Annotated in this window: 18 protein-coding genes, 20 tRNA genes and 3 rRNA genes; 40 read left to right on the plus strand and 1 reads right to left on the minus strand. The window is 40.6% G+C overall.

Going from position 1 to position 25,471, the window contains the following annotated elements:
• The 3 genes from dnaA (at position 1) to J1C81_RS00015 (ending at position 2,969) form a co-directional block, all read left to right on the plus strand.
• Positions 1–1,353 carry a chromosomal replication initiator protein DnaA gene (gene dnaA, locus J1C81_RS00005; protein WP_004189300.1) on the plus strand — a complete coding sequence of 451 codons (1,353 nt, stop codon included), beginning with the start codon at positions 1–3 and terminating at the stop codon, positions 1,351–1,353.
• A 158-nt stretch (positions 1,354–1,511) separates the two neighbouring features.
• Positions 1,512–2,648 carry a DNA polymerase III subunit beta gene (gene dnaN, locus J1C81_RS00010; protein WP_002916269.1) on the plus strand — a complete coding sequence of 379 codons (1,137 nt, stop codon included), beginning with the start codon at positions 1,512–1,514 and terminating at the stop codon, positions 2,646–2,648.
• A gap of 126 nt (positions 2,649–2,774) precedes the next feature.
• Positions 2,775–2,969 (plus strand): DUF951 domain-containing protein, encoded by a 195-nt coding sequence (locus J1C81_RS00015; RefSeq protein WP_002894296.1) that lies wholly within the window; start codon positions 2,775–2,777, stop codon positions 2,967–2,969.
• A gap of 120 nt (positions 2,970–3,089) precedes the next feature.
• On the opposite strand, the gene J1C81_RS00020 is transcribed toward J1C81_RS00015, so the two are convergent.
• Complete coding sequence (locus J1C81_RS00020; protein WP_002916268.1) at positions 3,090–3,581, minus strand: DUF1307 domain-containing protein; 492 nt, start codon at positions 3,579–3,581, stop codon at positions 3,090–3,092.
• Between the two features lie 166 nt (positions 3,582–3,747).
• Here J1C81_RS00020 and ychF point away from each other — a divergent pair, with 166 nt between their 5' ends.
• The 37 genes from ychF to pcsB all read left to right on the plus strand — a co-directional run bounded on the left by ychF (position 3,748) and on the right by pcsB (position 25,370).
• Positions 3,748–4,863, plus strand: coding sequence for a redox-regulated ATPase YchF (ychF, locus tag J1C81_RS00025; RefSeq protein ID WP_002916266.1), 1,116 nt, complete (start codon positions 3,748–3,750; stop codon positions 4,861–4,863).
• 73 nt (positions 4,864–4,936) lie between these two features.
• Positions 4,937–5,506, plus strand: a complete 570-nt coding sequence (gene pth, locus J1C81_RS00030; RefSeq protein WP_002916265.1) for an aminoacyl-tRNA hydrolase — start codon at positions 4,937–4,939, stop codon at positions 5,504–5,506.
• Positions 5,499–9,002 carry a transcription-repair coupling factor gene (mfd, locus tag J1C81_RS00035; RefSeq protein ID WP_002916263.1) on the plus strand — a complete coding sequence of 1,168 codons (3,504 nt, stop codon included), beginning with the start codon at positions 5,499–5,501 and terminating at the stop codon, positions 9,000–9,002. The genes pth and mfd overlap by 8 nt, the downstream gene beginning before the upstream one ends.
• A 90-nt stretch (positions 9,003–9,092) precedes the next feature.
• Positions 9,093–9,359: an RNA-binding S4 domain-containing protein gene (locus J1C81_RS00040; protein ID WP_002916261.1), complete on the plus strand. Its 267-nt coding sequence runs from the start codon at positions 9,093–9,095 to the stop codon at positions 9,357–9,359.
• Positions 9,352–9,720, plus strand: a complete 369-nt coding sequence (locus tag J1C81_RS00045) for a septum formation initiator family protein (protein WP_002899511.1) — start codon at positions 9,352–9,354, stop codon at positions 9,718–9,720. The genes J1C81_RS00040 and J1C81_RS00045 overlap by 8 nt, the downstream gene beginning before the upstream one ends.
• Before the next feature lie 2 nt (positions 9,721–9,722).
• Positions 9,723–9,851: an SP_0009 family protein gene (locus J1C81_RS00050; protein WP_002916259.1), complete on the plus strand. Its 129-nt coding sequence runs from the start codon at positions 9,723–9,725 to the stop codon at positions 9,849–9,851.
• Positions 9,844–11,127 (plus strand): serine hydrolase, encoded by a 1,284-nt coding sequence (locus J1C81_RS00055; protein WP_002916257.1) that lies wholly within the window; start codon positions 9,844–9,846, stop codon positions 11,125–11,127. Before J1C81_RS00050 ends, J1C81_RS00055 begins: the two co-directional genes overlap by 8 nt.
• Positions 11,124–12,401 carry a tRNA lysidine(34) synthetase TilS gene (tilS, locus tag J1C81_RS00060; RefSeq protein WP_002916256.1) on the plus strand — a complete coding sequence of 426 codons (1,278 nt, stop codon included), beginning with the start codon at positions 11,124–11,126 and terminating at the stop codon, positions 12,399–12,401. The genes J1C81_RS00055 and tilS overlap by 4 nt, the downstream gene beginning before the upstream one ends.
• A gap of 4 nt (positions 12,402–12,405) precedes the next feature.
• A complete protein-coding gene (gene hpt / locus J1C81_RS00065) occupies positions 12,406–12,948 on the plus strand; it encodes a hypoxanthine phosphoribosyltransferase (RefSeq protein WP_032909165.1) in 543 nt (180 codons plus the stop codon).
• A gap of 17 nt (positions 12,949–12,965) precedes the next feature.
• A complete protein-coding gene (gene ftsH / locus J1C81_RS00070; RefSeq protein WP_002916255.1) occupies positions 12,966–14,945 on the plus strand; it encodes an ATP-dependent zinc metalloprotease FtsH in 1,980 nt (659 codons plus the stop codon).
• A gap of 105 nt (positions 14,946–15,050) precedes the next feature.
• Positions 15,051–15,122, plus strand: a tRNA-Glu gene (locus tag J1C81_RS00075).
• Between the two features lie 5 nt (positions 15,123–15,127).
• A tRNA-Asn gene (locus J1C81_RS00080) sits at positions 15,128–15,201 on the plus strand.
• 213 nt (positions 15,202–15,414) lie between these two features.
• A complete protein-coding gene (locus J1C81_RS00085) occupies positions 15,415–15,900 on the plus strand; it encodes a sigma-70 family RNA polymerase sigma factor (RefSeq protein WP_002894314.1) in 486 nt (161 codons plus the stop codon).
• Positions 15,901–16,166: 266 nt separating this feature from the next.
• Positions 16,167–17,714: ribosomal RNA gene (locus J1C81_RS00090) — 16S ribosomal RNA — on the plus strand.
• A 64-nt stretch (positions 17,715–17,778) separates the two neighbouring features.
• Positions 17,779–17,851 (plus strand) — tRNA-Ala (locus J1C81_RS00095).
• 127 nt (positions 17,852–17,978) lie between these two features.
• A 23S ribosomal RNA gene (locus J1C81_RS00100) occupies positions 17,979–20,879 on the plus strand.
• Positions 20,880–20,995: 116 nt separating this feature from the next.
• Positions 20,996–21,111: ribosomal RNA gene (gene rrf, locus J1C81_RS00105) — 5S ribosomal RNA — on the plus strand.
• Together the 16S, 23S and 5S rRNA genes with 18 tRNA genes alongside form the textbook arrangement of a ribosomal RNA operon.
• Positions 21,112–21,114: 3 nt before the next feature.
• Positions 21,115–21,187, plus strand: a tRNA-Val gene (locus J1C81_RS00110).
• A 16-nt stretch (positions 21,188–21,203) separates the two neighbouring features.
• A tRNA-Asp gene (locus J1C81_RS00115) sits at positions 21,204–21,276 on the plus strand.
• A gap of 32 nt (positions 21,277–21,308) precedes the next feature.
• Positions 21,309–21,381: transfer RNA gene (locus J1C81_RS00120), tRNA-Lys, on the plus strand.
• Between the two features lie 5 nt (positions 21,382–21,386).
• Positions 21,387–21,468: transfer RNA gene (locus tag J1C81_RS00125), tRNA-Leu, on the plus strand.
• A gap of 16 nt (positions 21,469–21,484) precedes the next feature.
• Positions 21,485–21,557: transfer RNA gene (locus J1C81_RS00130), tRNA-Thr, on the plus strand.
• A 14-nt stretch (positions 21,558–21,571) separates the two neighbouring features.
• Positions 21,572–21,643 (plus strand) — tRNA-Gly (locus tag J1C81_RS00135).
• A gap of 7 nt (positions 21,644–21,650) precedes the next feature.
• Positions 21,651–21,736, plus strand: a tRNA-Leu gene (locus J1C81_RS00140).
• 31 nt (positions 21,737–21,767) lie between these two features.
• Positions 21,768–21,841 (plus strand) — tRNA-Arg (locus J1C81_RS00145).
• Between the two features lie 19 nt (positions 21,842–21,860).
• A tRNA-Pro gene (locus tag J1C81_RS00150) sits at positions 21,861–21,934 on the plus strand.
• Between the two features lie 5 nt (positions 21,935–21,939).
• Positions 21,940–22,013: transfer RNA gene (locus J1C81_RS00155), tRNA-Met, on the plus strand.
• A gap of 13 nt (positions 22,014–22,026) precedes the next feature.
• Positions 22,027–22,100: transfer RNA gene (locus J1C81_RS00160), tRNA-Ile, on the plus strand.
• Positions 22,101–22,112: 12 nt separating this feature from the next.
• Positions 22,113–22,202: transfer RNA gene (locus J1C81_RS00165), tRNA-Ser, on the plus strand.
• A 19-nt stretch (positions 22,203–22,221) separates the two neighbouring features.
• Positions 22,222–22,295: transfer RNA gene (locus J1C81_RS00170), tRNA-Met, on the plus strand.
• A 5-nt stretch (positions 22,296–22,300) separates the two neighbouring features.
• Positions 22,301–22,373: transfer RNA gene (locus tag J1C81_RS00175), tRNA-Phe, on the plus strand.
• A gap of 20 nt (positions 22,374–22,393) precedes the next feature.
• Positions 22,394–22,464, plus strand: a tRNA-Gly gene (locus tag J1C81_RS00180).
• A 34-nt stretch (positions 22,465–22,498) separates the two neighbouring features.
• A tRNA-Ile gene (locus tag J1C81_RS00185) sits at positions 22,499–22,572 on the plus strand.
• 9 nt (positions 22,573–22,581) lie between these two features.
• Positions 22,582–22,669, plus strand: a tRNA-Ser gene (locus J1C81_RS00190).
• 72 nt (positions 22,670–22,741) lie between these two features.
• Positions 22,742–23,557, plus strand: a complete 816-nt coding sequence (gene mreC / locus J1C81_RS00195) for a rod shape-determining protein MreC (RefSeq protein WP_002916820.1) — start codon at positions 22,742–22,744, stop codon at positions 23,555–23,557.
• Position 23,558: 1 nt separating this feature from the next.
• Positions 23,559–24,059, plus strand: a complete 501-nt coding sequence (mreD, locus tag J1C81_RS00200) for a rod shape-determining protein MreD (protein WP_002916819.1) — start codon at positions 23,559–23,561, stop codon at positions 24,057–24,059.
• Positions 24,060–24,155: 96 nt separating this feature from the next.
• Positions 24,156–25,370 carry a peptidoglycan hydrolase PcsB gene (gene pcsB / locus J1C81_RS00205; protein ID WP_032909965.1) on the plus strand — a complete coding sequence of 405 codons (1,215 nt, stop codon included), beginning with the start codon at positions 24,156–24,158 and terminating at the stop codon, positions 25,368–25,370.
• Positions 25,371–25,471: the final 101 nt, after the last annotated feature.

Raw genomic sequence — 25,471 nt, forward strand, 5'->3', positions numbered from 1 at the left:
ATGACCAAAGAACAGGACTTTTGGAATCGTATTTTAGAATTGGCTCATGCTCAGCTAAAACAGACAACTTATGATTTCTTTGTTGCTGAAGCCAAGCTTGTTAAAGTTGAAGAAAAACAAGCTATTATTTTCCTGGATAGTCCAGTGAAACAACTATTTTGGGAACAAAACTTAGTAGGAGTTATTCTTACTGCAGGATTTGAGATTTTTAATGATCAGATTGCGGGAAAGTATATTTTTGAAGAAGAAACTAACATTGATACACCGAAATCTGCAGTAACCAGTCCTCAAATCAGCACTGTTCAGCTAAGCTTGCCACCTATTGATACTGGCTTAAAGTCAAAATATACCTTTGATAATTTTGTTCAGGGAGACGGAAATATCTGGGCTAAAGCTGCTGCTTTAGCGGTATCTGAGAATCTAGCCACAACCTATAATCCTCTTTTTATCTACGGAGGACCTGGCCTGGGCAAAACTCATTTATTAAATGCTATTGGCAATCAAATTTTAGAAAATATTCCAGATGCGCGTGTCAAGTATATACCGGCTGAAACCTTTATTAACGACTTCCTTGAACATTTAAGATTGGGAGAAATGGATAGCTTTAAAAAAATCTATCGTAGTCTGGATCTTCTGCTGATTGATGACATTCAATCTTTAGGAGGAAAAAAGGTTTCAACTCAGGAAGAATTTTTCAACACTTTCAATGCTCTTCATGGTGAAAATAAACAGATTGTTTTAACCAGCGACCGCAGTCCTGATCATCTGGACAATTTGGAAGAACGCTTGGTAACACGTTTCAAATGGGGATTAACTCAAAATATTACACCGCCAGATTTTGAAACACGAATTGCAATTCTGCGAAACAAAATAGAAAATTTGGATTATATTTTCCCGAATGATACCTTAGAATATCTTGCAGGACAATTCGACTCCAATGTCCGCGACTTAGAAGGTGCTTTGAATGACATCAGTCTCATCGCTAGAGTTCGTCATCTGAAGGAAATCACTATTGATATCGCTGCAGAGGCTATTCGAGCACGCAAGCAGGATTCAAACCAGGTAACAGTTATCCCGATTGATAAGATTCAGTCTGAAGTTGGGAAATTCTATGGTGTTAGTGTCAAAGAGATGAAAGGCAGCCGTCGAGTACAAAATATCGTTTTAGCTAGACAGGTAGCTATGTATCTGACTCGTGAGCTGACTGACAACAGTCTGCCTAAAATTGGTCGTGAATTTGGCGGGAAAGATCATACGACTGTTATCCATGCACACGGAAAAATCAAAACCATGATTGAATCAGACGACAATTTACGTTTAGAAATTGAAAGCATCAAGAATAAAATTAAATAGCGTGTGGAAAACTACAGATTTTTTTCAAAACTTATCCACACTTTGTGAACAAGTCTCAAAACTTGTTAGAATAAGAACGAAGCTATTTTTCCACATAATTCACATAAACTACTATTACTATTAATCTTATAATCATAAATAAATAAAAAGGAGATCCCATGATTCATTTTTCTATTAATAAAAATCTCTTCTTACAAGCTTTAAATACCACTAAAAGGGCTATCAGCCATAAAAATGCAATTCCTATTCTTTCTACTGTAAAAATCGATGTTACCAAAGAAGGAATCACCTTAATCGGCTCGAATGGTCAAGTGTCGATTGAAAACTTTATTTCTACTCAAAATGAAAATGCAGGCTTGCTTGTCAACTCAACAGGTTCAATTTTATTAGAAGCGACTTTCTTTATCAATGTTGTTTCCAGTCTGCCAGATATTATTCTGGATTTTAAAGAAATTGAACAAAAACAAATCGTCTTGACTAGCGGCAAATCAGAGATTACCTTGAAAGGAAAAGACGCTGACCAATATCCACGAATCCAGGAAATTTCTGCCAGCAATCCCTTGGTTCTTGAAACAAAAATTCTCAAAGATGTCATTAACGAAACAGCCTTTGCAGCCAGTGTTCAGGAAAGCCGTCCAATTTTAACAGGGGTTCACTTTGTTTTGACAGATAACCGTTCTTTGAAGACAGTTGCGACAGACTCCCATAGAATGAGTCAAAAGAAAATTACTCTGGAGAAAAACGGAGATAATTTTGACGTAGTCATTCCGAGTCGCTCTTTACGGGAATTTACGGCTGTTTTTACCGATGAAATTGAAACGGTAGAGGTTTTCTTTGCTAACAATCAAATTCTTTTCAGAAGCGAAAATATCAGCTTCTACACCCGTCTCTTGGAAGGAAATTATCCAGATACAGATCGTCTGATTCCAACTGAATTTACGAGTGTCCTTACTTTTAATACTTCTGATTTGCGTGCAGCTATGGAACGCGCTCGTCTCTTGTCTAATGCCACACAGAATGGAACAGTTAAATTGGAGATTGCAGACGGCATTGTCAGTGCCCATGTAAATTCACCAGAGGTCGGCCGTGTTAACGAAGAAATTGATACAGAAAGTGTAACTGGCGAAGATTTGACCATTAGCTTTAATCCAACTTATTTGATTGATGCTTTGAAGGCTATTGACAGTGAAAAAGTAACGATTAGTTTTATCTCATCCGTTCGTCCTTTCACCTTGGTACCGAGTGAAGACACAGAAAACTTTATTCAGCTGATTACACCTGTTAGAACTAATTAAGATGAAAAGCAGTGGGCCAAGTTACAGATTTTTAATTCTTGGTCCTAAGCTCTTTTCATTTACAAAGTATGATAGATGCTTAATATTTCTTCCTGGACTATGATAGTTCCTTGAAAGGAGAAAAAAATGTATGAAATTGGTCATTTTGTAGAAATGAAAAAGCCACATGCCTGCACCATTAAAGCGACTGGGAAAAAGGCGAATCGCTGGGAAATCACAAGGGTTGGTGCAGATATCAAAATCCGTTGCACCAATTGTGAACATCTTGTGATGATGAGTCGTCACGATTTTGAAAGAAAAATGAAGAAAATAATTGATTGAACTAAAAATCATCGTAAATGCTATTGTGGAAAACTAATTTGCATTGCTGAAGATCAGATTTAGATTTAATTTTTCAAGCAAAAATGGATAGGACTTTTTAAGTCCTATCCATTTTTGCTTTTATTTAAGTTCTTCAAATTTACCGTCTTTAACTTCTTTATAACCTGCTTTTTCGAGTAATTTAGCAGTTTCTTTGTAACTGATATAATCTGCTTTTTGATTACCAGATGTTTGAAGAAGCTGTTTACTTTGTAGTTCTTCAATATCAGCTTTACTGAAATCGATTGTCAGTTTTTCAGTTAAATAATCATCTTTGTACTCAATTTTATGAGTTAATCCTTTGATACCCTCAATAGATTTAGCATAGGCTTCTGTCTGCTCTTTAGCAGTGTCTTTTGTCAAGCCAACTGGTTTATAGTAGAAGGTGTTGTTTGTTTCGTTTATAAGAAGCTCATCACCTTTATATTCAACAGTGATGCGGCTATCTTGCTTAGTATTTTGGTCAATCAGCTGGAAATAAGCTTTTTTAGGACTGCTGCAGGCAGCTAAAACAAACAAAGCGGAAACCGTAAGGAAGGAAAGAAAAAGTGTTTTGAAAGTATTCTTTTTCATTAGAGACTCCTTTAATAAGAATATTAGCTATATTATACCATTTTTTTCTTCAATTTATTTTACATTTTTGTAAAGAAAGCTAGAAAAAATAACTTAAATCCGCTGTTTAGGATAAGGATTTATGGTATAATGGTTTGGATTGAAAAGATGAATGGAGAAGATAAGAATGGCTTTGACAGCAGGAATCGTTGGTTTACCCAATGTTGGTAAGTCAACTTTATTTAATGCAATTACAAAAGCAGGTGCAGAAGCAGCTAATTACCCTTTTGCGACAATTGATCCAAATGTCGGGCGGGTAGAAGTTCCGGATGCTCGTTTGGATAAATTAACAGAACTCATCAAACCACAGAAGAAAGTTCCAACAACATTCGAATTTACTGATATTGCTGGAATTGTGAAAGGTGCTTCAAAAGGAGAAGGACTAGGGAATAAATTCTTAGCCAATATCCGCGAAGTAGATGCTATCGTCCATGTAGTACGTGCCTTTGATGATGAAAACGTCATGCGAGAACAGGGCCGTGAGTCTGAATTTGTAGATCCAATGGCTGATATTGAGACCATTAATCTAGAATTGATTTTAGCAGACTTAGAAAGTATTAACAAACGCTATGCGCGTGTAGAGAAGATGGCTCGTACCCAAAAAGATAAGGATTCAGTGGCAGAATTTAATGTTTTACAGAAAATTAAGCCTGTCCTGGAAGATGGTCTGTCAGCTCGCACAATTGAATTCACAGAAGAAGAACAAAAAATCGTTAAAGGACTCTTTCTTTTAACGACTAAGCCGGTTCTCTATGTGGCCAATGTCAGTGAAGATGAGGTGGCTGATCCAGATAATATTGACTATGTGAAGCAGATTCGTGAATTTGCAGCTACAGAAAATGCTGAAGTTGTTATCATTTCAGCGCGTGCAGAGGAAGAAATTTCTGAATTGGACGATGAGGATAAGTCAGAATTTCTGGAAGCTATCGGCTTGACAGAATCAGGTGTGGATAAACTGACCAGAGCAGCTTATCATCTGTTGGGACTTGGAACCTACTTTACAGCTGGTGAAAAGGAAGTGCGTGCTTGGACCTTTAAGCGTGGAATGAAAGCTCCGCAAGCAGCTGGCATTATTCACTCAGACTTTGAAAAAGGCTTTATTCGAGCAGTCACTATGTCTTATGATGACCTAGTGCACTATGGTAGCGAAAAAGCAGTTAAAGAAGCTGGACGTTTGCGCGAAGAAGGAAAAGAATATATCGTTCAAGATGGCGATATTATGGAATTTAGATTTAATGTGTAAAGTATTTGTAAAGTCTAAAAATTCTAGGTTGGAAAATTTTTTCCAGCCCTTTTGGCTTTTATAAAGGAGAAAAATGGTAAAGTTAATAGTCGGTCTGGGAAATCCAGGAGAAAAATATATTGAAACTAAACATAATGTTGGTTTTATGTTAGTTGACAAGATTTGTAAAGATCTTGATTTAAAGTTTACAGCTGATAAAATCTTTCAAGCAGATATCGCCTCTACTTTTCTAAATGGTGAAAAAGTTTATTTTGTCAAACCAACTACATTTATGAATGAGAGCGGAAAGGCCGTTCAAGCTTTACTAGCATATTATGGTTTAGATATAGAGGATTTATTGGTCATCTATGATGATTTGGATATGGAAGTTGGTAAGATTCGTTTGCGCAGCAAGGGTTCAGCTGGTGGCCATAACGGTATTAAATCTATTATCAAACACATTGGAATTCAAGAGTTTAAACGGATAAAGATAGGTATTGGCCGTCCAAAAGAAGGTATGACAGTGGTCCACCACGTTCTAGGAAAATTTGATAAAGATGATTATATAATGATTCTGAATACTCTTGATAAGGTTGACAAGGCTGTAAAATATTATTTACAGTCAGGCAATTTTGAACAAACTATGCAGAAATACAATGGATAATAAAATGAACCTGATTGACTTATTTTGTCAAAACCAGCAAATTTCAGATTGGAAGAAAAATCTCCATAAAAGCAGCAGACAGTTGATAATGGGATTGTCTGCATCAACAAAAGCAATTACTATAGCAGCTGGATTAGAAGAATCAGAGAAAATCCTTGTGCTGACTTCTAGTCAAAATGAAGCAGATCGTTTGGCTAGTGATTTGATTTCTTTGTTGGGAGAAGACAAGGTCTATACTTTCTTAGCAGATGATACTCCTATAGCAGAATTTGTTTTTGCTTCACAGGAAAAAATATTTTCGAGATTAGATGCTCTAAACTTTTTAATAGACCATCAAAAGTCTGGAATTCTAGTTACTAATGTCGCAGCCAGCAAATTACTCTTGCCTGATTCTATTGATTTTAAAAATACCAATATAAATTTGACAGTTGGACAAGAATATGACCTAAATAATCTTGTAAAGATGTTGTCAAGATCAGGATACAAGAAGGTGTCTCAAGTTTTAAGTCAGGGAGAATATAGTCTAAGAGGAGACATCTTAGACATTTTTGAGCGCTCAGCAGAGGCACCTTATCGCCTGGAGTTTTTTGGTGATGAAATTGATGGTATTCGGATTTTCAATCCAGAAAATCAAACTTCAATTGAGAATATAGAAAGTATTTTGATTAAACCTGCTTCTGATATCCTGCTTTCTAAGAAAGATTATGCTCGAGGACGGGAAAATCTGGAAGCTATTTTAGAAAAAGCTGTTGATCCTGCTTTGAAATCTTACTTAGAAGAGCTACTAATAAGTGCCAAAGAGGAGTTCCATCATACAGATATTCGTAAATTCCTTTCTTATTTTTATCAGAAAGAATGGACTATTTTAGACTACTTGCCTGTTCATAGTCCTGTGTTTTTTGATGATTTTCAAAAAATTGTGGATCGACATGCTCAATTTGAACTGGAAACAGCTAGCTTGTTGACAGATGATTTACAAAATTGTAAAGCTTTATCAAGTCAGAAATATTTTGCAGATAAGTATCAAGATTATCGTCAATATAAACCAGCAACCTTCTTTTCAAGCTTTCAAAAAGGTTTGGGAAATCTGAAATTTGATGCTTTGTATCAATTCAATCAGTACCCAATGCAAGAATTTTTCAGTCAGTTTCCTTTGCTCAAGGAAGAAATTAATCGTTATAAAAAATCTGGCTATACAATAATCTTACAAGCGAATTCTTCAGCAGGTTTACAAAGTTTACATAAAAATTTACAGGAATATGATATTCATTTAGACTATATAAAAGAGGCTGAGATTCACAAAAATGCAGTTCAGCTTATAGAAGGAAATCTTGTTCAAGGCTTTAATTTCGTAGATGAGAAAATTGTTCTTATTACAGAGTACGAAATTATTCATAAAAAAATAAAACGAAAAATCCGGCGTCAGAATATCTCAAATGCTGAACGACTGAAAGATTATAATGAGCTAGAAAAAGGGGATTATGTTGTCCATAATATTCATGGGATAGGACGTTATCTGGGGATAGAAACGATTGAAATCTCTGGCGTCCACCGTGACTATCTGACAATTCAATATCAAAATTCTGATCGTATTTCGATTCCAGTTGACCAGATTGATCTCCTATCAAAGTATGTTGCCAGCGATGGAAAAACACCTAAGGTAAATAAGCTAAATGACGGTCGCTTCCAGAAGAGTAAGCAAAAAGTTCAGCATCAGGTTCAGGATATTGCGGATGATTTGATTAAACTATATGCTGAACGCAGCCAGCTAAAAGGTTTTGCTTTCTCAACGGATGATTCTAATCAAGAGGAATTTGACAATGATTTTCCCTATGTTGAAACAGAGGACCAGCTAAGAAGTATTCAGGAAGTGAAGAAGGATATGGAAAGCAGTCGTCCAATGGACCGGCTCTTAGTTGGTGATGTCGGCTTTGGAAAAACAGAAGTAGCTATGCGGGCTGCTTTTAAGGCTGTCAACGATCATAAACAGGTGGCTGTATTAGTACCAACAACGGTTTTAGCCCAGCAGCACTATACTAACTTTAAAGAACGCTTTAATGATTTTGCGGTTAATGTCGAGGTACTCAGCCGTTTCAGGAGTAAAGCAGAACAAAAACAGACTCTGGAGAAGCTGCAGAAGGGACAAGTTGATATTATCATCGGAACCCACCGACTCTTATCCAAAGATGTAGAATTTGCGGATTTAGGTTTAATCATCATTGATGAGGAGCAGCGTTTTGGAGTTAAACATAAGGAAACATTAAAAGAATTGAAAAAGAAAGTTGATGTCTTAACTTTGACAGCAACTCCTATTCCTCGAACTCTGCATATGTCTATGCTGGGGATACGCGATTTGTCAGTCATTGAGACCCCGCCTACCAATCGCTATCCTGTTCAGACCTATGTTTTAGAAAGCAATCCTACAGTAATTCGAGAAGCTGTCTTACGTGAAATAGACCGAGGTGGACAGGTTTACTATCTTTACAACAAGGTTGACACAATCGAACAGAAAGTTTCAGAGTTAAGAGAGTTAATCCCAGAAGCTTCTATAGGCTATGTTCATGGTCAAATGAGTGAGATTCGTTTAGAAAATACTTTGCTGGATTTCATCAATGGAGAATACGATATTTTGGTGACCACAACAATTATTGAAACTGGGGTTGATATCCCAAATGCCAATACTTTGTTTGTAGAAAATGCTGACCATATGGGGCTGTCAACCTTGTATCAACTTCGTGGACGGGTTGGCCGCAGTAATCGGATTGCCTACGCTTATCTGATGTACAGACCAGATAAGATCCTAACAGAAGTTTCTGAAAAGCGTCTAGAGGCTATTAAGGGATTTACAGAGTTAGGTTCTGGATTTAAGATTGCCATGCGAGATTTGTCTATTCGAGGGGCTGGCAATATTCTAGGAAGCATGCAATCTGGCTTTATTGATTCTGTTGGTTTTGAGATGTATTCACAGCTTCTAGAAGAAGCCATTGCTAAAAAGCAGGGCAAAGAAAACAAGCGTCAAAAAAGCAATGCAGAGATTAATCTACAGATTGATGCCTATCTGCCTAGTGACTATATTTCTGATGAAAGACAGAAAATTGAAATTTACAAGAGAATTCGTGAGATTGACAGCCGTGTAAACTATGAAAATCTGCAAAATGAATTGATTGATCGCTTTGGTGAATACCCTGATGTTGTAGCCTATCTGTTGGAGATTGGACTTGCTAAGTCTTATTTAGATCAGGCATTTGTAAAGTCAGTGGAACGCCAGCAGAATGCAGTAAGTATTCATTTTGAGAAAATTTCGCAGCAGCTTTATCTGACGCAGGACTATTTTGAAGCACTTTCGATGACGAATTTAAAGGCTCGAATTGGTGAAAAAAATGGCTTGATTGAAGTGATTTTTGATGTGAGGAACAAAAAAGATTATGAGATTTTAGAAGGTCTAGTTAATTTTGGAGAAAAGATGCTGGAAATTAAACAGCGCAAGGCAGAATAAAGGTTACAATTCAGTGAAGTTTGGCTTTTTAAGCTCTATTTTTCTCAAAAAATGGTAGAATAATAAATTAAGAGAAAATGAGGTAATAGGATGAGATTAGATAAATATTTGAAAGTGTCACGGATTATCAAGCGACGTCCAGTGGCTAAAGAAGTAGCTGACAAGGGTCGGATAAAAGTGAACGGTATCTTGGCCAAGAGCTCAACAGATTTGAAAGTGGATGACTTGATTGAAGTACGCTTTGGTAATAAACTCTTGACTGTAAAGGTTCTGGAGATGAAAGATAGTACCAAAAAAGAAGATGCAGTTAAAATGTACGAAATAGTCAGTGAAACAAGGATAGAAGAAGATGCCTAAAAATATCGTCCAACTCAATAATCGTTTTATACAAGATGAAAATCAACGCCGCAGATATGTGGATCAGGAACGGCGGAAACGCAACCGTTTTATGGGCTGGGTTCTGATTTTGGTGATTCTATTATTTATTCTACCTACCTATAATTTGTACCAGAGTTATCAAACCTTGCTGCAGCGTCGTGAACAGTATTCTAAACTGCAGGAGAAATATCAAACGCTCAGCGAAGAAAAGGTCTATCAATCTGATATAGCAACAAAGTTAAAAGATGACAGCTATGCTGCTAAGTATGCACGCGCTAAATACTCTTTTTCAAAAGAGGGTGAGTACATTTATACTATCCCAGATTTATTACCGCAGTAGTTATGGAAGATTTATTAAAAACAATTGAGCAGTTCTTGGCCTTTTCAGATGAGAAATTGGAAGAACTGTCTGAAAAAAATCAAGCTTTGAAACTTCAAGAAAATCAAAAGGAAAGGGGAAAACATGCGTAAGTTTTTGTTACTGATATTTTTGCTGCCAGCTTTATTTAGCAGTATCACAGTTATTAGTACCGAAAAAGATTTCGTATTAGACGAGGAAGAAAAATATCATTTTACAAGCACTGCGTATGGACGCTATTATGATAGCATCCCGACAAATCCTAATGTTTATGAAGAAACTCCTACATTTACAGATTCTACTCTGAGTAAGACTGCTGGAAAGCTAGTTCCAGACCAGCCAATCCAGATAACAGGATTTTATGTAAATGAAGAAGGAGTCCCGATTTTCAAGCTGAAAAATGGGCAGTTTGTGATAGCGGATAAAAATACAATTTACGAAGATACTGTCCAGTCAATTCAAGATATCCATCAAGAAATGTGGCTGAAACCCGGCTTTACTCTTTATGATAAAGCCAATATCAACGGAGCTAAAAAAATCAATACAACAGTAGCCCCATATACGAAAGTAAACATTGTCCAAATTGTCCAGACAGTCAAAGGAACTTATGCTCAGGTTGAAGGACAGGGCTGGGTTTCTATGGAATTTCTGGATGAAACTGATAATCGAATGGACAAAGTTCAAGAAATTTTGAGCAGTAAGTACAACAAGGCGGACTACTCTATCTATGTGAAACAGCTGGACACAGGCAAAGAAGCAGGTATCAATCAAGATCAAGAGATGTATTCGGCCAGCGTTACCAAACTGCCTTATCTCTACTATGTGCAGGAACAGCTGGATCAGAAAAAACTTTCGTTAGATCAGAAGTTCAAGTATATTGGAGCAGTCAATGATTTTACAGGTGCTTATGAACCAGAAGGAAGTGGCAGCATTGCTAAGTCAGCTGATGACAAGGAATATTCAGTTCAGGATTTGATTAATAGAGTGGCCAAAGAATCAGATAATGTCTCCCACAATATTTTAGGCTATTATGCGACCAATCAATCTGATAAAAATTTTCAGCAGACGATCAACAAAATAGCTGGAAAGAAATGGGATGTGGAAGAAAGACAAGCTTCTTCACGTATGACTGGAAATATTTTAGAAGCTATCTATGAGCAAAATGGCATGATTATCGATGCCTTGTCTCAGACAAATTATGATAATCAGCGGATTTCTAAAAATATAGATGTTAAAGTGGCTCATAAAATTGGTGACGCCTATGATTTTAAGCATGATGCTGCGATTGTCTATACAGATTCTCCTTTTATCATTGTCATTTTTACTAATAATTCAAACTACGATAATATTTCTCAGATAGCAGACGATGTCTATGGAGTTCTGAAATGATTAAGCAAGAATTTCTTAAAAAAATGCAGGAGAAAAAGTATTTCCAAGACCATCAAAAAGTTTTGGTTGCTGTATCAGGTGGACTGGATTCTATGACACTGCTACAGCTGTTGGTTGATTATCAAAAAGAACTGGCTATTGAGCTTGCGATTGCTCATGTCAATCACAAACAGCGGCCAGAGTCAGAACAAGAAGAAAAGGCATTAGTAAAGATTGCGGAACAGCTTGGTGTAAAGATTTTTACATCAAGTTTTTCTGGTAGTTTTTCAGAAAATGTTGCTCGGCAGTTTCGTTATGATTTTTTCGGGAAAGTGATGCAGGAGGGGCACTATACAGCTTTGGTAACTGCCCACCACGCAGATGACCAAGCTGAGACTGTTTTTATGCGGCTGCTGCGTGGAGCTAGACTTCGTCATCTGTCCGGTATGAAAGCTGTCCAGTCTTTTGCTTGCGGGGAACTGATTCGTCCTTTGCTTACTTTTCATAAGTCAGACTTTCCAGATATTCAGCATTTTGAAGATAGCAGTAATTTTCAAAATGACTATCTCAGAAATCGAATTCGTAATCTTTATCTGCCAGATTTAGAAAAAGAAAATCCACAATTTAAGGATTCTTTGCGGTATCTAGGAAAGGAGATTGAAGATTGGCAGACCGCTTTGTCTCACTTGACTAGGGATTTAGATATAGAAAATGTACAAGTCTTTCATCAGCAAATCCCCCAGGTTCAACGTTTTCTATTGCAGAACTATCTCGAAAACTTTCCTGGTCTGAATCTGAGCAAGCAGCAGTTTGAGGAGGTTTTAAACATCCTGCGGACTAAGACCAATTATCAGCACACTTTGAAAAAAGACTATGAGCTTATTAAAGATTACCAGCGTTTTGAAATTAGAAAAATCAGTCGTAAGCCCGATTTAAAAATGGATTCAATTTTGTTAGAATTTGAGAACCTGATTGAGTTTGGGCATTATCGATTTTCATTTGGGATTCCTTTGAGTGGTGAAAATATTCAGAAAATTTTTGTTTCGCGTGAAACTTCTCTGACACTTCGCTTCCGAAAAGAGGGAGATAGTATTTTGCTGAATGGTCATCACAAGAAGCTTCGTCGTCTTTTTATTGATAAGAAAGTTTCCTTTGAAGAACGGAATTTATCTGTAATAGTGGAACAAAATCATCAAATTTTAGCAATCTTAAATATTGCTGTCAGTGATTTGAGTAAGGCATTAAAAAGTGATATAATGAGTACTGTACTTTATATTCAGAAAATAGATGGGTAAAATTATGCTAGAACAAGATATCAAAAAAATATTGATTTCCCATGATGAAATCGTGGATGCTGCAAAAAAGCTTGGTCAGCAATTAACCAAAGACTACCAAGGTAAAAATCCAATTTTTGTTGGAATTTTAAAAGGTTCCGTGCCTTTTATGGCTGAGCTAATCAAGCATATTGATACACATATTGAGCTTGATTTTATGTTGGTCTCCAGCTACCATGGTGGTACTGCCAGCTCAGGTGTCATTAATGTTATTAAGGACATTGATCAAGACATCACAGGACGTGATATCCTATTTGTTGAGGATATTATTGATACTGGTCAGACTTTAAAAAATCTATGCAATTTGTTTAAGGAAAGAAATGCTGCATCAGTAAAAATTGCTACACTTTTGGATAAGCCAGAAGGGCGTATTGTTGAAATCGATGCTGATTATACATGTTTCACAATTCCAAATGAATTTGTTGTTGGATATGGATTAGATTACAATGAGAACTATCGTAATATTCCATATATTGGTATTTTGAAAGAAGAAGTTTATACAAAATAAAGGTTTACTATTAATAGATGAAAAATAAGCAAAATAATGGTTTTATAAAAAATCCATTTCTCTATATTCTGATTATTGTTGTCCTAGTGACAGGGTTTCAGTATTTCTTCTCAGGAGATACTGGCGGTCGCAGCCAGCAAATCAATTACACAGAATTAGTGAAGGAAATTAAGGAAAATAATGTCACAGAGATGAGCTACCAGCCCAATGGTAGTGTCGTAGAGATTTCAGGTACTTACAAAACACCTCAGGAATCAAAAGAAGATACAGGGATTTTATTTTTTACTCCAAACATTTCTAAAGTAGAGAAATTCACAAGTATTATTTTACCGTCAGATATTACAATTTCTGATTTACAAAAATTAGCCTCTGAACACAACACTGAAATCAGCATAAAGCGCGAAAGTTCAAGCGGAATGTGGATTACAATCCTCACTTCCATCGTTCCTTTTATAATTGTCATCTTCTTCTTTATGTCCATGATGAATCAAGGTGGCGGTGGTGGTGCTCGCGGTGCCATGAATTTCGGCCGCAATAAGGCGCGTGCTGCTAACAAAGAAGATATCAAGGTTCGTTTCTCGGATGTAGCTGGTGCTGAGGAAGAAAAGCAAGAGCTAGTAGAAGTTGTTGAGTTTTTGAAAGATCGGAAACGTTACACCAAGCTAGGTGCTCGTATTCCTGCTGGTGTCCTTCTGGAAGGCCCTCCGGGAACTGGTAAAACCTTGCTTGCTAAGGCAGTTGCTGGGGAAGCAGGTGTTCCTTTCTTCAGTATCTCAGGTTCCGACTTTGTAGAAATGTTTGTTGGGGTCGGAGCAAGCCGAGTTCGTTCTTTATTTGAAGATGCGAAAAAAGCAGCCCCTGCCATTATCTTCATCGATGAAATCGATGCAGTCGGTCGTCAGCGTGGTGTTGGTCTTGGCGGTGGTAACGATGAGCGGGAGCAAACCCTCAATCAGCTCTTGATTGAAATGGATGGTTTCGAAGGCAATGAAGGAATCATTATCATTGCGGCTACTAACCGTTCGGATGTATTGGATCCAGCCTTGCTGCGTGCTGGCCGTTTTGACAGAAAAGTGTTAGTCGGTCGTCCTGATGTTAAAGGTCGGGAAGCTATTCTTCGTGTTCATGCTAAGAATAAGCCGCTGGCTAAAAATGTTGATTTGAAATTAGTCGCTCAGCAGACACCAGGTTTTGTTGGTGCTGATTTGGAAAATGTCTTGAATGAGGCTGCTTTGGTTGCTGCTCGTCGTAACAAGAAAGTCATTGATGCAGATGATATTGATGAAGCAGAAGATCGGGTAATCGCAGGACCTTCTAAGAAAGATAAGATGGTGTCTGAACGTGATCGTCAAATGGTTGCTTATCATGAAGCTGGACATACTATTGTTGGTTTGGTATTGTCAAATGCGCGTGTTGTACATAAGGTAACTATCGTCCCTCGTGGACGCGCTGGTGGTTATATGATTGCCCTACCTAAGGAAGACCAAATGCTTCTATCTAAAGAAGATATGAAAGAGCAATTAGCTGGTCTTATGGGTGGCCGTGTGGCTGAAGAGATTATCTTTAATGTTCAAACAACAGGTGCCTCTAATGACTTTGAACAGGCAACTCAGATGGCCCGCAGTATGGTAACAGAATATGGAATGAGCGAAAAACTTGGTCCGGTTCAATACGAAGGAAACCATGCTATGTTTGGTGCAGCCAGTCCTCAAAAATCAATATCAGAACAGACTGCATATGAGATTGACGAAGAAGTAAGAGAACTTCTTAATGAAGCTCGTAACAAAGCTGCAGAGATTATCCAGTCCCATCGCGAAACTCATAAATTGATTGCTGAAGCGCTTCTTAAATATGAAACTTTGGATAGCAATCAGATTAAATCATTGTATGAAACTGGCAAAATGCCAGAAGAGTCTGAACTTGAATTAGACAAAGAAGCTCATGCACTTTCTTATGATGAAATTAAAACGAAAATGAAAGAAAAAAGTTCTGAGTAGAAGAAGTTGGAGTAATTCCAACTTTTTTCTCTTTTTCTGAAATAATTATTGACAAAGGAAGAAAAGCTGATATAATGGAATATGTTCTGCAGAAGGATAAGAAATGGTCCGTTGGTCAAGGGGTTAAGACACCGCCTTTTCACGGCGGTAACACGGGTTCGAATCCCGTACGGACTATATAATCCGCCATAGCTCAGTTGGTAGTAGCGCATGACTGTTAATCATGATGTCGTAGGTTCGAGTCCTACTGGCGGAGCTAGGTTTAAAAAATCAAATGTGTAAGCATTTGATTTTTTTCTTGCTTTTATACTTCGCGCAATCCTCCCAAATGACTAAATATGTGCCTGAAATGACTTAAAAATAGTTATTCGAGTCAGAAGAGCTCCTAAAATATGCTTTTTAGAAGAAAGAGCCCACCTTGCTTTCTATTTACAGTAGAATTAAGTCAAGTAAATTTTAAGGAGGAACTATGGATTTTAGAACTACTTATGAGAAGGTGAAATGGATAGTTTGGAAGTGTAAGAAAGACTATTATATTCATTTGTGGGAACATAGTGATTGGGAGCAAGAAGGAATGTTAGTTTTATACGAACTTCTGCTTAAAGAAAAAGGAATTGAAAACGATGAGGAAAAACTCTATCGTTATTTCAAAACAAAATTCAGAAATCATATACATGATAAAATTCGTAAACAAGAAAGCCAAAAGCGCAAATTGGACCGCCAGCCTTATGAAGAAGTGAGTGAGATTGGTCATCGTTTGAAGTCAAAAGAGTTGTTTCTAGATGAGTTAGTTGCCTTCAGAGAAGCGATTGACAATTATAAAAGAACTCTTGATGATGTTGGATTGGATAATTATCAGAGGTTGATGAGCAACGAGCGCTTTAAAGGAAGAAGAGCCATGCTTAAAGATTTAAAAAATCACTTAAAAGATTTTCAAGATAATACGATTTTGTAATGAACAAACTTGATGACTTTATTTCTGTTTTACTAGAACAGGTTAGAGCATCAAGTTTTTTTATTAAATAAAAATCAAAAAAAATTGGGAAAAGGTATTGACAGGATGGAGGTATAGGTGATATACTAATATAGTTGTCGCGAAAGACAAAGCCCTTTGAAAACTGAACAAGACGAACCAAGTGCAGGGTGACATAGAGATATGTAACCTGTCAAAAAACGAAAATAAATCTGTCAGTGGACAGTAATGAGTGCGAACTCAAACTTTTTAATGAGAGTTTGATCCTGGCTCAGGACGAACGCTGGCGGCGTGCCTAATACATGCAAGTAGAACGCTGAAGAGAGGAGCTTGCTCTTCTTGGATGAGTTGCGAACGGGTGAGTAACGCGTAGGTAACCTGCCTGGTAGCGGGGGATAACTATTGGAAACGATAGCTAATACCGCATGATATTAATTATCGCATGATAATTAATTGAAAGATGCAATTGCATCACTACCAGATGGACCTGCGTTGTATTAGCTAGTTGGTGAGGTAACGGCTCACCAAGGCGACGATACATAGCCGACCTGAGAGGGTGATCGGCCACACTGGGACTGAGACACGGCCCAGACTCCTACGGGAGGCAGCAGTAGGGAATCTTCGGCAATGGGGGGAACCCTGACCGAGCAACGCCGCGTGAGTGAAGAAGGTTTTCGGATCGTAAAGCTCTGTTGTAAGAGAAGAACGGGTGTGAGAGTGGAAAGTTCACACTGTGACGGTATCTTACCAGAAAGGGACGGCTAACTACGTGCCAGCAGCCGCGGTAATACGTAGGTCCCGAGCGTTGTCCGGATTTATTGGGCGTAAAGCGAGCGCAGGCGGTTAGATAAGTCTGAAGTTAAAGGCTGTGGCTTAACCATAGTATGCTTTGGAAACTGTTTAACTTGAGTGCAGAAGGGGAGAGTGGAATTCCATGTGTAGCGGTGAAATGCGTAGATATATGGAGGAACACCGGTGGCGAAAGCGGCTCTCTGGTCTGTAACTGACGCTGAGGCTCGAAAGCGTGGGGAGCAAACAGGATTAGATACCCTGGTAGTCCACGCCGTAAACGATGAGTGCTAGGTGTTAGGCCCTTTCCGGGGCTTAGTGCCGCAGCTAACGCATTAAGCACTCCGCCTGGGGAGTACGACCGCAAGGTTGAAACTCAAAGGAATTGACGGGGGCCCGCACAAGCGGTGGAGCATGTGGTTTAATTCGAAGCAACGCGAAGAACCTTACCAGGTCTTGACATCCCGATGCCCGCTCTAGAGATAGAGTTTTACTTCGGTACATCGGTGACAGGTGGTGCATGGTTGTCGTCAGCTCGTGTCGTGAGATGTTGGGTTAAGTCCCGCAACGAGCGCAACCCCTATTGTTAGTTGCCATCATTCAGTTGGGCACTCTAGCGAGACTGCCGGTAATAAACCGGAGGAAGGTGGGGATGACGTCAAATCATCATGCCCCTTATGACCTGGGCTACACACGTGCTACAATGGCTGGTACAACGAGTCGCAAGCCGGTGACGGCAAGCTAATCTCTGAAAGCCAGTCTCAGTTCGGATTGTAGGCTGCAACTCGCCTACATGAAGTCGGAATCGCTAGTAATCGCGGATCAGCACGCCGCGGTGAATACGTTCCCGGGCCTTGTACACACCGCCCGTCACACCACGAGAGTTTGTAACACCCGAAGTCGGTGAGGTAACCGTAAGGAGCCAGCCGCCTAAGGTGGGATAGATGATTGGGGTGAAGTCGTAACAAGGTAGCCGTATCGGAAGGTGCGGCTGGATCACCTCCTTTCTAAGGAGTCCGTAAGGACACACGGAATGCACTTGAGTCTTGTTTAGTTTTGAGAGGGCTATGTGGGGCCTTAGCTCAGCTGGGAGAGCGCCTGCTTTGCACGCAGGAGGTCAGCGGTTCGATCCCGCTAGGCTCCATTATCTAGTTTGACTAGATAAAGAACTTGTCCATTGAAAATTGAATACCGATATCAAATAGTAACAAGAAAATAAACCGAAAACGCTGTGAATATTAATGAGTTTAAGACTGAAAGGTCAAAAATAAGGTTAAGTTAGTAAGGGCGCACGGTGGATGCCTTGGCACTAGGAGCCGATGAAGGACGTGACAAACGACGAAATGCCTCGGGGAGCTGTAAGTAAGCACTTGATCCGGGGATGTCCGAATGGGGGAACCCAACAGGTTGATGCCTGTTACCCATTTCTGTTAAGGGAATGAGGAGGAAGACGCAGTGAACTGAAACATCTAAGTAGCTGCAGGAAGAGAAAGCAAAAGCGATTGCCTTAGTAGCGGCGAGCGAAGAGGCAGGAGGGCAAACCGAAGAGTTTACTCTTCGGGGTTGTAGGACTGCAATGTGGACTCAGAATTTATAGAAGAATGACTTGGGAAAGTCAGCCAAAGAGAGTAAGAGCCTCGTATTTTAAATAGATTCTGTACCTAGCAGTATCCTGAGTACGGCGGGACACGTGAAATCCCGTCGGAATCTGGGAGGACCATCTCCCAACCCTAAATACTCCCTAGTGACCGATAGTGAACCAGTACCGTGAGGGAAAGGTGAAAAGCACCCCGGGAGGGGAGTGAAATAGAACCTGAAACCGTGTGCCTACAACAAGTTCGAGCCCGTTAATGGGTGAGAGCGTGCCTTTTGTAGAATGAACCGGCGAGTTACGTTATGATGCGAGGTTAAGTTGAAGAGACGGAGCCGTAGGGAAACCGAGTCTGAATAGGGCGCTTTAGTATCATGATGTAGACCCGAAACCATGTGACCTACCCATGAGCAGGTTGAAGGTGCGGTAAAACGCACTGGAGGACCGAACCAGGGCACGTTGAAAAGTGCTTGGATGACTTGTGGGTAGCGGAGAAATTCCAAACGAACTTGGAGATAGCTGGTTCTCTCCGAAATAGCTTTAGGGCTAGCGTCGACATGAAGATTCTTGGAGGTAGAGCACTGTTTGGGTGAGGGGTCCATCCCGGATTACCAATCTCAGATAAACTCCGAATGCCAATGAATTATGGTCGGCAGTCAGACTGCGAGTGCTAAGATCCGTAGTCGAAAGGGAAACAGCCCAGACCACCAGCTAAGGTCCCAAAATAATTGTTAAGTGGAAAAGGATGTGGGGTTGCACAGACAACTAGGATGTTAGCTTAGAAGCAGCTATTCATTCAAAGAGTGCGTAATAGCTCACTAGTCGAGTGACCCTGCGCCGAAAATGTACCGGGGCTAAAACAATTTACCGAAGCTGTGGATACCTTTTATAGGTATGGTAGGAGAGCGTTCTATGTGTGGAGAAGGTGTACCGTGAGGAGCGCTGGAACGCATAGAAGTGAGAATGCCGGTATGAGTAGCGCAAGACAGGTGAGAATCCTGTCCACCGTAAGACTAAGGTTTCCAGGGGAAGGCTCGTCCGCCCTGGGTTAGTCGGGACCTAAGGAGAGACCGAAAGGTGTATCCGATGGCCAACAGGTTGAGATTCCTGTACTAGAGTATGAAGTGATGGAGGGACGCAGTAGGCTAACTCGTGCGTACGAATGGATGTACGTCTAAGCAGTGAGGCGTGGTATGAGTCAAATGCTTATACCTGTAACGTTGAGCTGTGATGGGGAGCGAAGTTTAGTAGCGAGTGAGTGATGTCACACTGCCAAGAAAAGCTTCTAGCGTTGTATCATACTCTACCCGTACCGCAAACCGACACAGGTAGTCGAGGCGAGTAGCCTCAGGTGAGCGAGAGAACTCTCGTTAAGGAACTCGGCAAAATGACCCCGTAACTTCGGGAGAAGGGGTGCTGACTTTTGTCAGCCGCAGTGAATAGGCCCAAGCAACTGTTTATCAAAAACACAGCTCTCTGCTAAATCGTAAGATGATGTATAGGGGGTGACGCCTGCCCGGTGCTGGAAGGTTAAGAGGAGTGCTTAGCGGTAACGCGAAGGTATGAATTGAAGCCCCAGTAAACGGCGGCCGTAACTATAACGGTCCTAAGGTAGCGAAATTCCTTGTCGGGTAAGTTCCGACCCGCACGAAAGGCGTAATGATTTGGGCACTGTCTCAACGAGAGACTCGGTGAAATTTTAGTACCTGTGAAGATGCAGGTTACCCGCGACAGGACGGAAAGACCCCATGGAGCTTTACTGCAGTTTGATATTGAGTGTCTGTGCCACATGTACAGGATAGGTAGGAGCCTATGAAATCGGGACGCCAGTTTCGATGGAGGCGTTGTTGGGATACTACCCTTGTGTTATGGCCACTCTAACCCGGTAGGTTTATCATCTACGGAGACAGTGTCTGACGGGCAGTTTGACTGGGGCGGTCGCCTCCTAAAAGGTAACGGAGGCGCCCAAAGGTTCCCTCAGACTGGTTGGAAATCAGTCGCAGAGTGTAAAGGTATAAGGGAGCTTGACTGCGAGAGCTACAACTCGAGCAGGGACGAAAGTCGGGCTTAGTGATCCGGTGGTTCCGCATGGAAGGGCCATCGCTCAACGGATAAAAGCTACCCTGGGGATAACAGGCTTATCTCCCCCAAGAGTTCACATCGACGGGGAGGTTTGGCACCTCGATGTCGGCTCGTCGCATCCTGGGGCTGTAGTCGGTCCCAAGGGTTGGGCTGTTCGCCCATTAAAGCGGCACGCGAGCTGGGTTCAGAACGTCGTGAGACAGTTCGGTCCCTATCCGTCGCGGGCGTAGGAAATTTGAGAGGATCTGCTCCTAGTACGAGAGGACCAGAGTGGACTTACCGCTGGTGTACCAGTTGTTCTGCCAAGAGCATCGCTGGGTAGCTATGTAGGGAAGGGATAAACGCTGAAAGCATCTAAGTGTGAAACCCACCTCAAGATGAGATTTCCCATAACGCAAGTTAGTAAGAGCCCTGAGAGAAGATCAGGTTGATAGGTTAGAAGTGGAAGTGTGGTGACACATGGAGCGGACTAATACTAATCGCTCGAGGACTTATCCTAGAATAAGAAATTCATCAGAGTGCAGCGAATGGTTTAGAGAAATGTTAGATTTGATATTGTATTCAATTTTGAGTTGACAAGGCTTGTCTGAGAGGACAGAGCAGTTAATTCAATAGTTAAGTGACGATAGCCTAGGAGATACACCTGTACCCATGCCGAACACAGCAGTTAAGCCCTAGAACGCCGGAAGTAGTTGGGGGTTGCCCCCTGTGAGATATGGTAGTCGCTTAGCGAAGGGAGTTTAGCTCAGCTGGGAGAGCATCTGCCTTACAAGCAGAGGGTCAGCGGTTCGATCCCGTTAACTCCCATATTCTGAAAAGAATAGGTCCCGTAGTGTAGCGGTTATCACGTCGCCCTGTCACGGCGAAGATCGCGGGTTCGATTCCCGTCGGGACCGTTGAAGTCGAGAAGATTTCAATAAAAGTAAGAGACTCGTTAGCTCAGTTGGTAGAGCATTTGACTTTTAATCAAAGGGTCACTGGTTCGAGCCCAGTACGGGTCATAAGAGCGGGTTTGGCGGAATTGGCAGACGCACCAGATTTAGGATCTGGCGCTTTAGGGCGTGGGGGTTCAAGTCCCTTAACCCGCATATAAGATAATAATGAGCCGGCTTAGCTCAGTTGGTAGAGCATCTGATTTGTAATCAGAGGGTCGCGTGTTCAAGTCATGTAGCCGGCATTTTTAAATAGGATGCGAACGTAGTTCAGTGGTAGAACATCACCTTGCCAAGGTGGGGGTCGCGGGTTCGAATCCCGTCGTTCGCTTGAGGCGGCCGGGGTGGCGGAACTGGCAGACGCACAGGACTTAAAATCCTGCGATTGGTAACGATCGTACCGGTTCGATTCCGGTCCTCGGCATAGACTTGTAAGAGGTAGTAGAAGAAGATGAGCACCCTTAGCTCAACTGGATAGAGTACCTGACTACGAATCAGGCGGTTAGAGGTTCGACTCCTCTAGGGTGCATTAAGTAATAACTTAAGTTCGGGAAGTAGCTCAGCTTGGTAGAGTACTTGGTTTGGGACCAAGGTGTCGCAGGTTCGAATCCTGTCTTCCCGATAGATGGCGGTGTAGCTCAGCTGGCTAGAGCGTCCGGTTCATACCCGGGAGGTCGGGGGTTCGATCCCCTTCGCCGCTATAATGATCTTGTCGGACCTTTAGCTCAGCTGGTTAGAGCTCTCGGCTCATAACCGAGTGGTCGTAGGTTCAAGTCCTACAAGGTCCATAGTGTTATCTTGGAGGATTACCCAAGTCCGGCTGAAGGGAACGGTCTTGAAAACCGTCAGGCGTGTAAAAGCGTGCGTGGGTTCGAATCCCACATCCTCCTTAGGGACGAATAGTATTGACGCGGGATGGAGCAGCTAGGTAGCTCGTCGGGCTCATAACCCGAAGGTCGTAGGTTCAAATCCTGCTCCCGCAATAGTTGGCTCGGTAGCTCAGTTGGTAGAGCAATGGATTGAAGCTCCATGTGTCGGCGGTTCGATTCCGTCTCGCGCCATACATTATCATAGTGGTGATGCGGGTGTAGTTTAGTGGTAAAACTACAGCCTTCCAAGCTGTTGTCGCGAGTTCGATTCTCGTCACCCGCTTTGAACGAAAGTTCATACCAAGTTTTTTGAACTTGGGCGCGTAGCTCAGGTGGTTAGAGCGCACGCCTGATAAGCGTGAGGTCGGTGGTTCGAGTCCACTCGTGCCCATTAAATATTGGAGAATTACTCAAGAGGCTGAAGAGGACGGTTTGCTAAATCGTTAGGTCGGGTAACCGGCGCGGGGGTTCGAATCCCCCATTCTCCGTATAATGAGGAGTTTAGCATTTGCTATCTCCTTTTCTTATACTTTCTCGTCCTGTTTAGTGAGGTTTTTCTGATGAATCGATTTAAAAAGTCTAAGTTTTTGATTTCTTTTTTTGTATTAGTTGTTGCAATGACGATACTCATCCTATCTACCTCTTCTAGTTGGTTTGTATCAACTACTTCAAATATTATTTCATTGGTAGATAGACTTGTTGGCTCTCCTTTTGCTTTTGTAGCTGATAAAAAAGAAGAAATGTCAGATTTGATGTCTACTTATAGAGAGAATCAGCAGCTCAAGAAAAATCTTTATGAGGTTGAGGAAAAGGCTGGGAAGGTAGATTCCTTAGAAGATGAGAATGAGCAGTTGCGAAAACTTCTGGAATTTAAAGAGGCTGATAAAAATCAAATACAAATTGCCAGCGAAGTGATTGCCCGTACGCCAGCATCCTGGAAAAATGAGCTGACTATTGACAAGGGGACATCTGATAATGTGACAGATGTTATGCTAGTAGTCGCTAATGGTGGTCTGGTCGGAAGTGTTTCTGAAACTAGTAGTCAGTCTAGCTTGGTTTCTCTACTGACTAACGAGGAAAACTCAACTAAAATTTCTGTTAGAATTCAAACGAAGTCTGGTCCAGTTTATGGGATTATTACGGGTTATGATGCAAAAAACTCTGCTTATATCATCAGTCAGTTAAATAGTGCTGAAGATATAAAAGAGGGAGATGAGGTGGCAACCAGTGGCTTGGGTGCTTATAATGCAGAAAATATTCCTGTCGGTAAGGTACTTTCCGTGTCTGAGGCTAAGGATCAGTTAAACAAGATTGTTCTGGTTAAGCCGGCTGCTGATTTGTCGGATATCCGTGCTGTAATGTTGGTAGGGAACTGATATGAGAGATATTAAAGAACATCTTTTGACTCCTATTATTTTATTTTTTGTTTTATTGATCGACGGACAGATTTCGACTTTTCTGGCTAATATTCTGCCTTTACAATGGCACTTAGTCAGTCATTTTATCTTTATTTTCATGCTTTTTGTTTCCATTAACCTCTCTAAAAACTACAATATTCTCTTATTTTGCGGTTTGGGGTTGATTTATGATGTTTACTATTTTCATACCATCGGTATTGCACTTATTCTTTTTCCTCTTTTAAGTCTTTTGGTTTGTCAGTCTAGTTCAACTATGCTTTTAAATAAATTTACTCGCTTTTTATCTGTTTTGATTCTTGTATTTTTATTTGAATTAATCAGTTTTACTTTTGCGGTATTTTTGAATCTTTCTAGTCTGAATTTACAGGATTTTGTTCTTAGCATTTTAGTACCGACTATCCTTCTCAATGGCCTGATATTCCTCATTTTTCAGCCTATTTTCGAAAAAATGTATTTATGATAAACAAGAAATAAAAATGTAATAAAGGCGTAACATATGATACAGCATTTTCTGGTATACTAGTTAATGTCTTATAAGAAGGAGTGTATTATTTTTATGAAGAAAAAACTACTCACATCAATTTTATTGAGTACGGTTATCCTTTCACAAGGAGCTGCACTTGTGAGCGTTAAAGCGGAGACAACTGATGAAAAGATTGCTGCACAAGACAGCAAGATTAATAGTTTGACAGAGCAACAACAATCAGTTCAGGCACAAGTCAACGAGATTCAAGGCCAAGTATCTGCTATTCAAAAGCAACAAGAAGAGCTTAAAGCAGAAAATGAAAAATTGTCTGCTGAATCTGCAAGACTTTCTGCTGAGATTGATGAACTGTCTAAAAACATCGTAGCTCGTAATGAGTCACTTGCAAATCAAGCTCGCAGTACCCAAACAAATGGAACTGCTACTAGCTACATCAATACAGTTGTGAATTCTAGCTCTATCACAGAAGCTATTTCTCGTGTAGCAGCTATGAGCGAAATTGTTTCAGCAAATAATAAAATGCTGGAACAACAAAAGAAAGATAAAGAAGTAATTGCTGAAAAGCAAGTTGCGAATAATGAAGCTATCAATACTGTAATTGCTAACCAAGAGAAGTTAGCTGATGATGAGCAAGCTTTGGCAACAAAACAAGCTGAATTGAAAGCAGCTCAGGCAAGTCTTGCGGCTGAAAAAGCGACTGCTGAAAACGAAAAGAATTCTCTTCTTGAAGAAAAAGCAGCAGCAGAAAAAGCAGCAGCAGAAGCAGCGGCTCGTGAAGCAGCTTATAAAGCAGAGCAAGAATCAAAACGCCAAGCAATTGAAGCTTCAGGAAATACTACCCTGCAAGCTCAGGTTCAAGCAGTTGTTAATTCAGCTCCAGCAGCAGAAGCAGCGGCTCCAGCTGCACCTGCAGTAACTCAATCTGTTGCCCGTGCGAATAGACCAGTTTATAGCTCATCTGCATCTTCTTATCCAGTAGGTCAATGTACTTGGGGTGCTAAGACATTAGCTCCTTGGGCTGGCGATTACTGGGGTAATGGTGGACAATGGTCTGCAAGTGCAGCAGCAGCAGGCTTCCGTGTTGGTTCACAGCCAGAAGTTGGAGCGATTGCATGTTGGACTGATGGTGGATACGGACACGTTGCAGTAGTAACAGCTGTTCAATCTACTACAAGCATCCAAGTATCAGAAGCAAACTACCTTGGACAACAATCAATCGGTAACTACCGTGGATGGTTTAACCCGACAACTGCACAAGGTACAGTTTCATATATTTATCCGAACTAATCAGTAAAAAGCGCCTCTGGCGTTTTTTATTTTTAATTGAAAAATCAACTGAAAAAAGTTACAATGGTAGTTGGGAAAAGTTGTAATTGGACAATGAAAGA

Source organism: Streptococcus sanguinis (assembly GCF_050225395.1).
Lineage (GTDB): Bacteria > Bacillota > Bacilli > Lactobacillales > Streptococcaceae > Streptococcus.

Excerpts from the sequence above, each read along its gene's own strand:
- J1C81_RS00045 (WP_002899511.1), top strand. The coding sequence starts at position 9,352 with ATGCCTAAAAATATCGTCCAACTCAATAATCGTTTTATACAAGATGAA.
- ychF (WP_002916266.1), top strand. The coding sequence starts at position 3,748 with ATGGCTTTGACAGCAGGAATCGTTGGTTTACCCAATGTTGGTAAGTCA.
- ftsH (WP_002916255.1), top strand. The coding sequence starts at position 12,966 with ATGAAAAATAAGCAAAATAATGGTTTTATAAAAAATCCATTTCTCTAT.
- mreD (WP_002916819.1), top strand. The coding sequence starts at position 23,559 with ATGAGAGATATTAAAGAACATCTTTTGACTCCTATTATTTTATTTTTT.
- J1C81_RS00050 (WP_002916259.1), top strand. The coding sequence starts at position 9,723 with ATGGAAGATTTATTAAAAACAATTGAGCAGTTCTTGGCCTTTTCAGAT.
- J1C81_RS00055 (WP_002916257.1), top strand. The coding sequence starts at position 9,844 with ATGCGTAAGTTTTTGTTACTGATATTTTTGCTGCCAGCTTTATTTAGC.
- dnaA (WP_004189300.1), top strand. The coding sequence starts at position 1 with ATGACCAAAGAACAGGACTTTTGGAATCGTATTTTAGAATTGGCTCAT.
- pth (WP_002916265.1), top strand. The coding sequence starts at position 4,937 with ATGGTAAAGTTAATAGTCGGTCTGGGAAATCCAGGAGAAAAATATATT.
- mfd (WP_002916263.1), top strand. The coding sequence starts at position 5,499 with ATGGATAATAAAATGAACCTGATTGACTTATTTTGTCAAAACCAGCAA.
- J1C81_RS00015 (WP_002894296.1), top strand. The coding sequence starts at position 2,775 with ATGTATGAAATTGGTCATTTTGTAGAAATGAAAAAGCCACATGCCTGC.
- J1C81_RS00040 (WP_002916261.1), top strand. The coding sequence starts at position 9,093 with ATGAGATTAGATAAATATTTGAAAGTGTCACGGATTATCAAGCGACGT.
- J1C81_RS00085 (WP_002894314.1), top strand. The coding sequence starts at position 15,415 with ATGGATTTTAGAACTACTTATGAGAAGGTGAAATGGATAGTTTGGAAG.
- dnaN (WP_002916269.1), top strand. The coding sequence starts at position 1,512 with ATGATTCATTTTTCTATTAATAAAAATCTCTTCTTACAAGCTTTAAAT.
- tilS (WP_002916256.1), top strand. The coding sequence starts at position 11,124 with ATGATTAAGCAAGAATTTCTTAAAAAAATGCAGGAGAAAAAGTATTTC.
- J1C81_RS00020 (WP_002916268.1), bottom strand. The coding sequence starts at position 3,581 with ATGAAAAAGAATACTTTCAAAACACTTTTTCTTTCCTTCCTTACGGTT.
- pcsB (WP_032909965.1), top strand. The coding sequence starts at position 24,156 with ATGAAGAAAAAACTACTCACATCAATTTTATTGAGTACGGTTATCCTT.
- mreC (WP_002916820.1), top strand. The coding sequence starts at position 22,742 with ATGAATCGATTTAAAAAGTCTAAGTTTTTGATTTCTTTTTTTGTATTA.
- hpt (WP_032909165.1), top strand. The coding sequence starts at position 12,406 with ATGCTAGAACAAGATATCAAAAAAATATTGATTTCCCATGATGAAATC.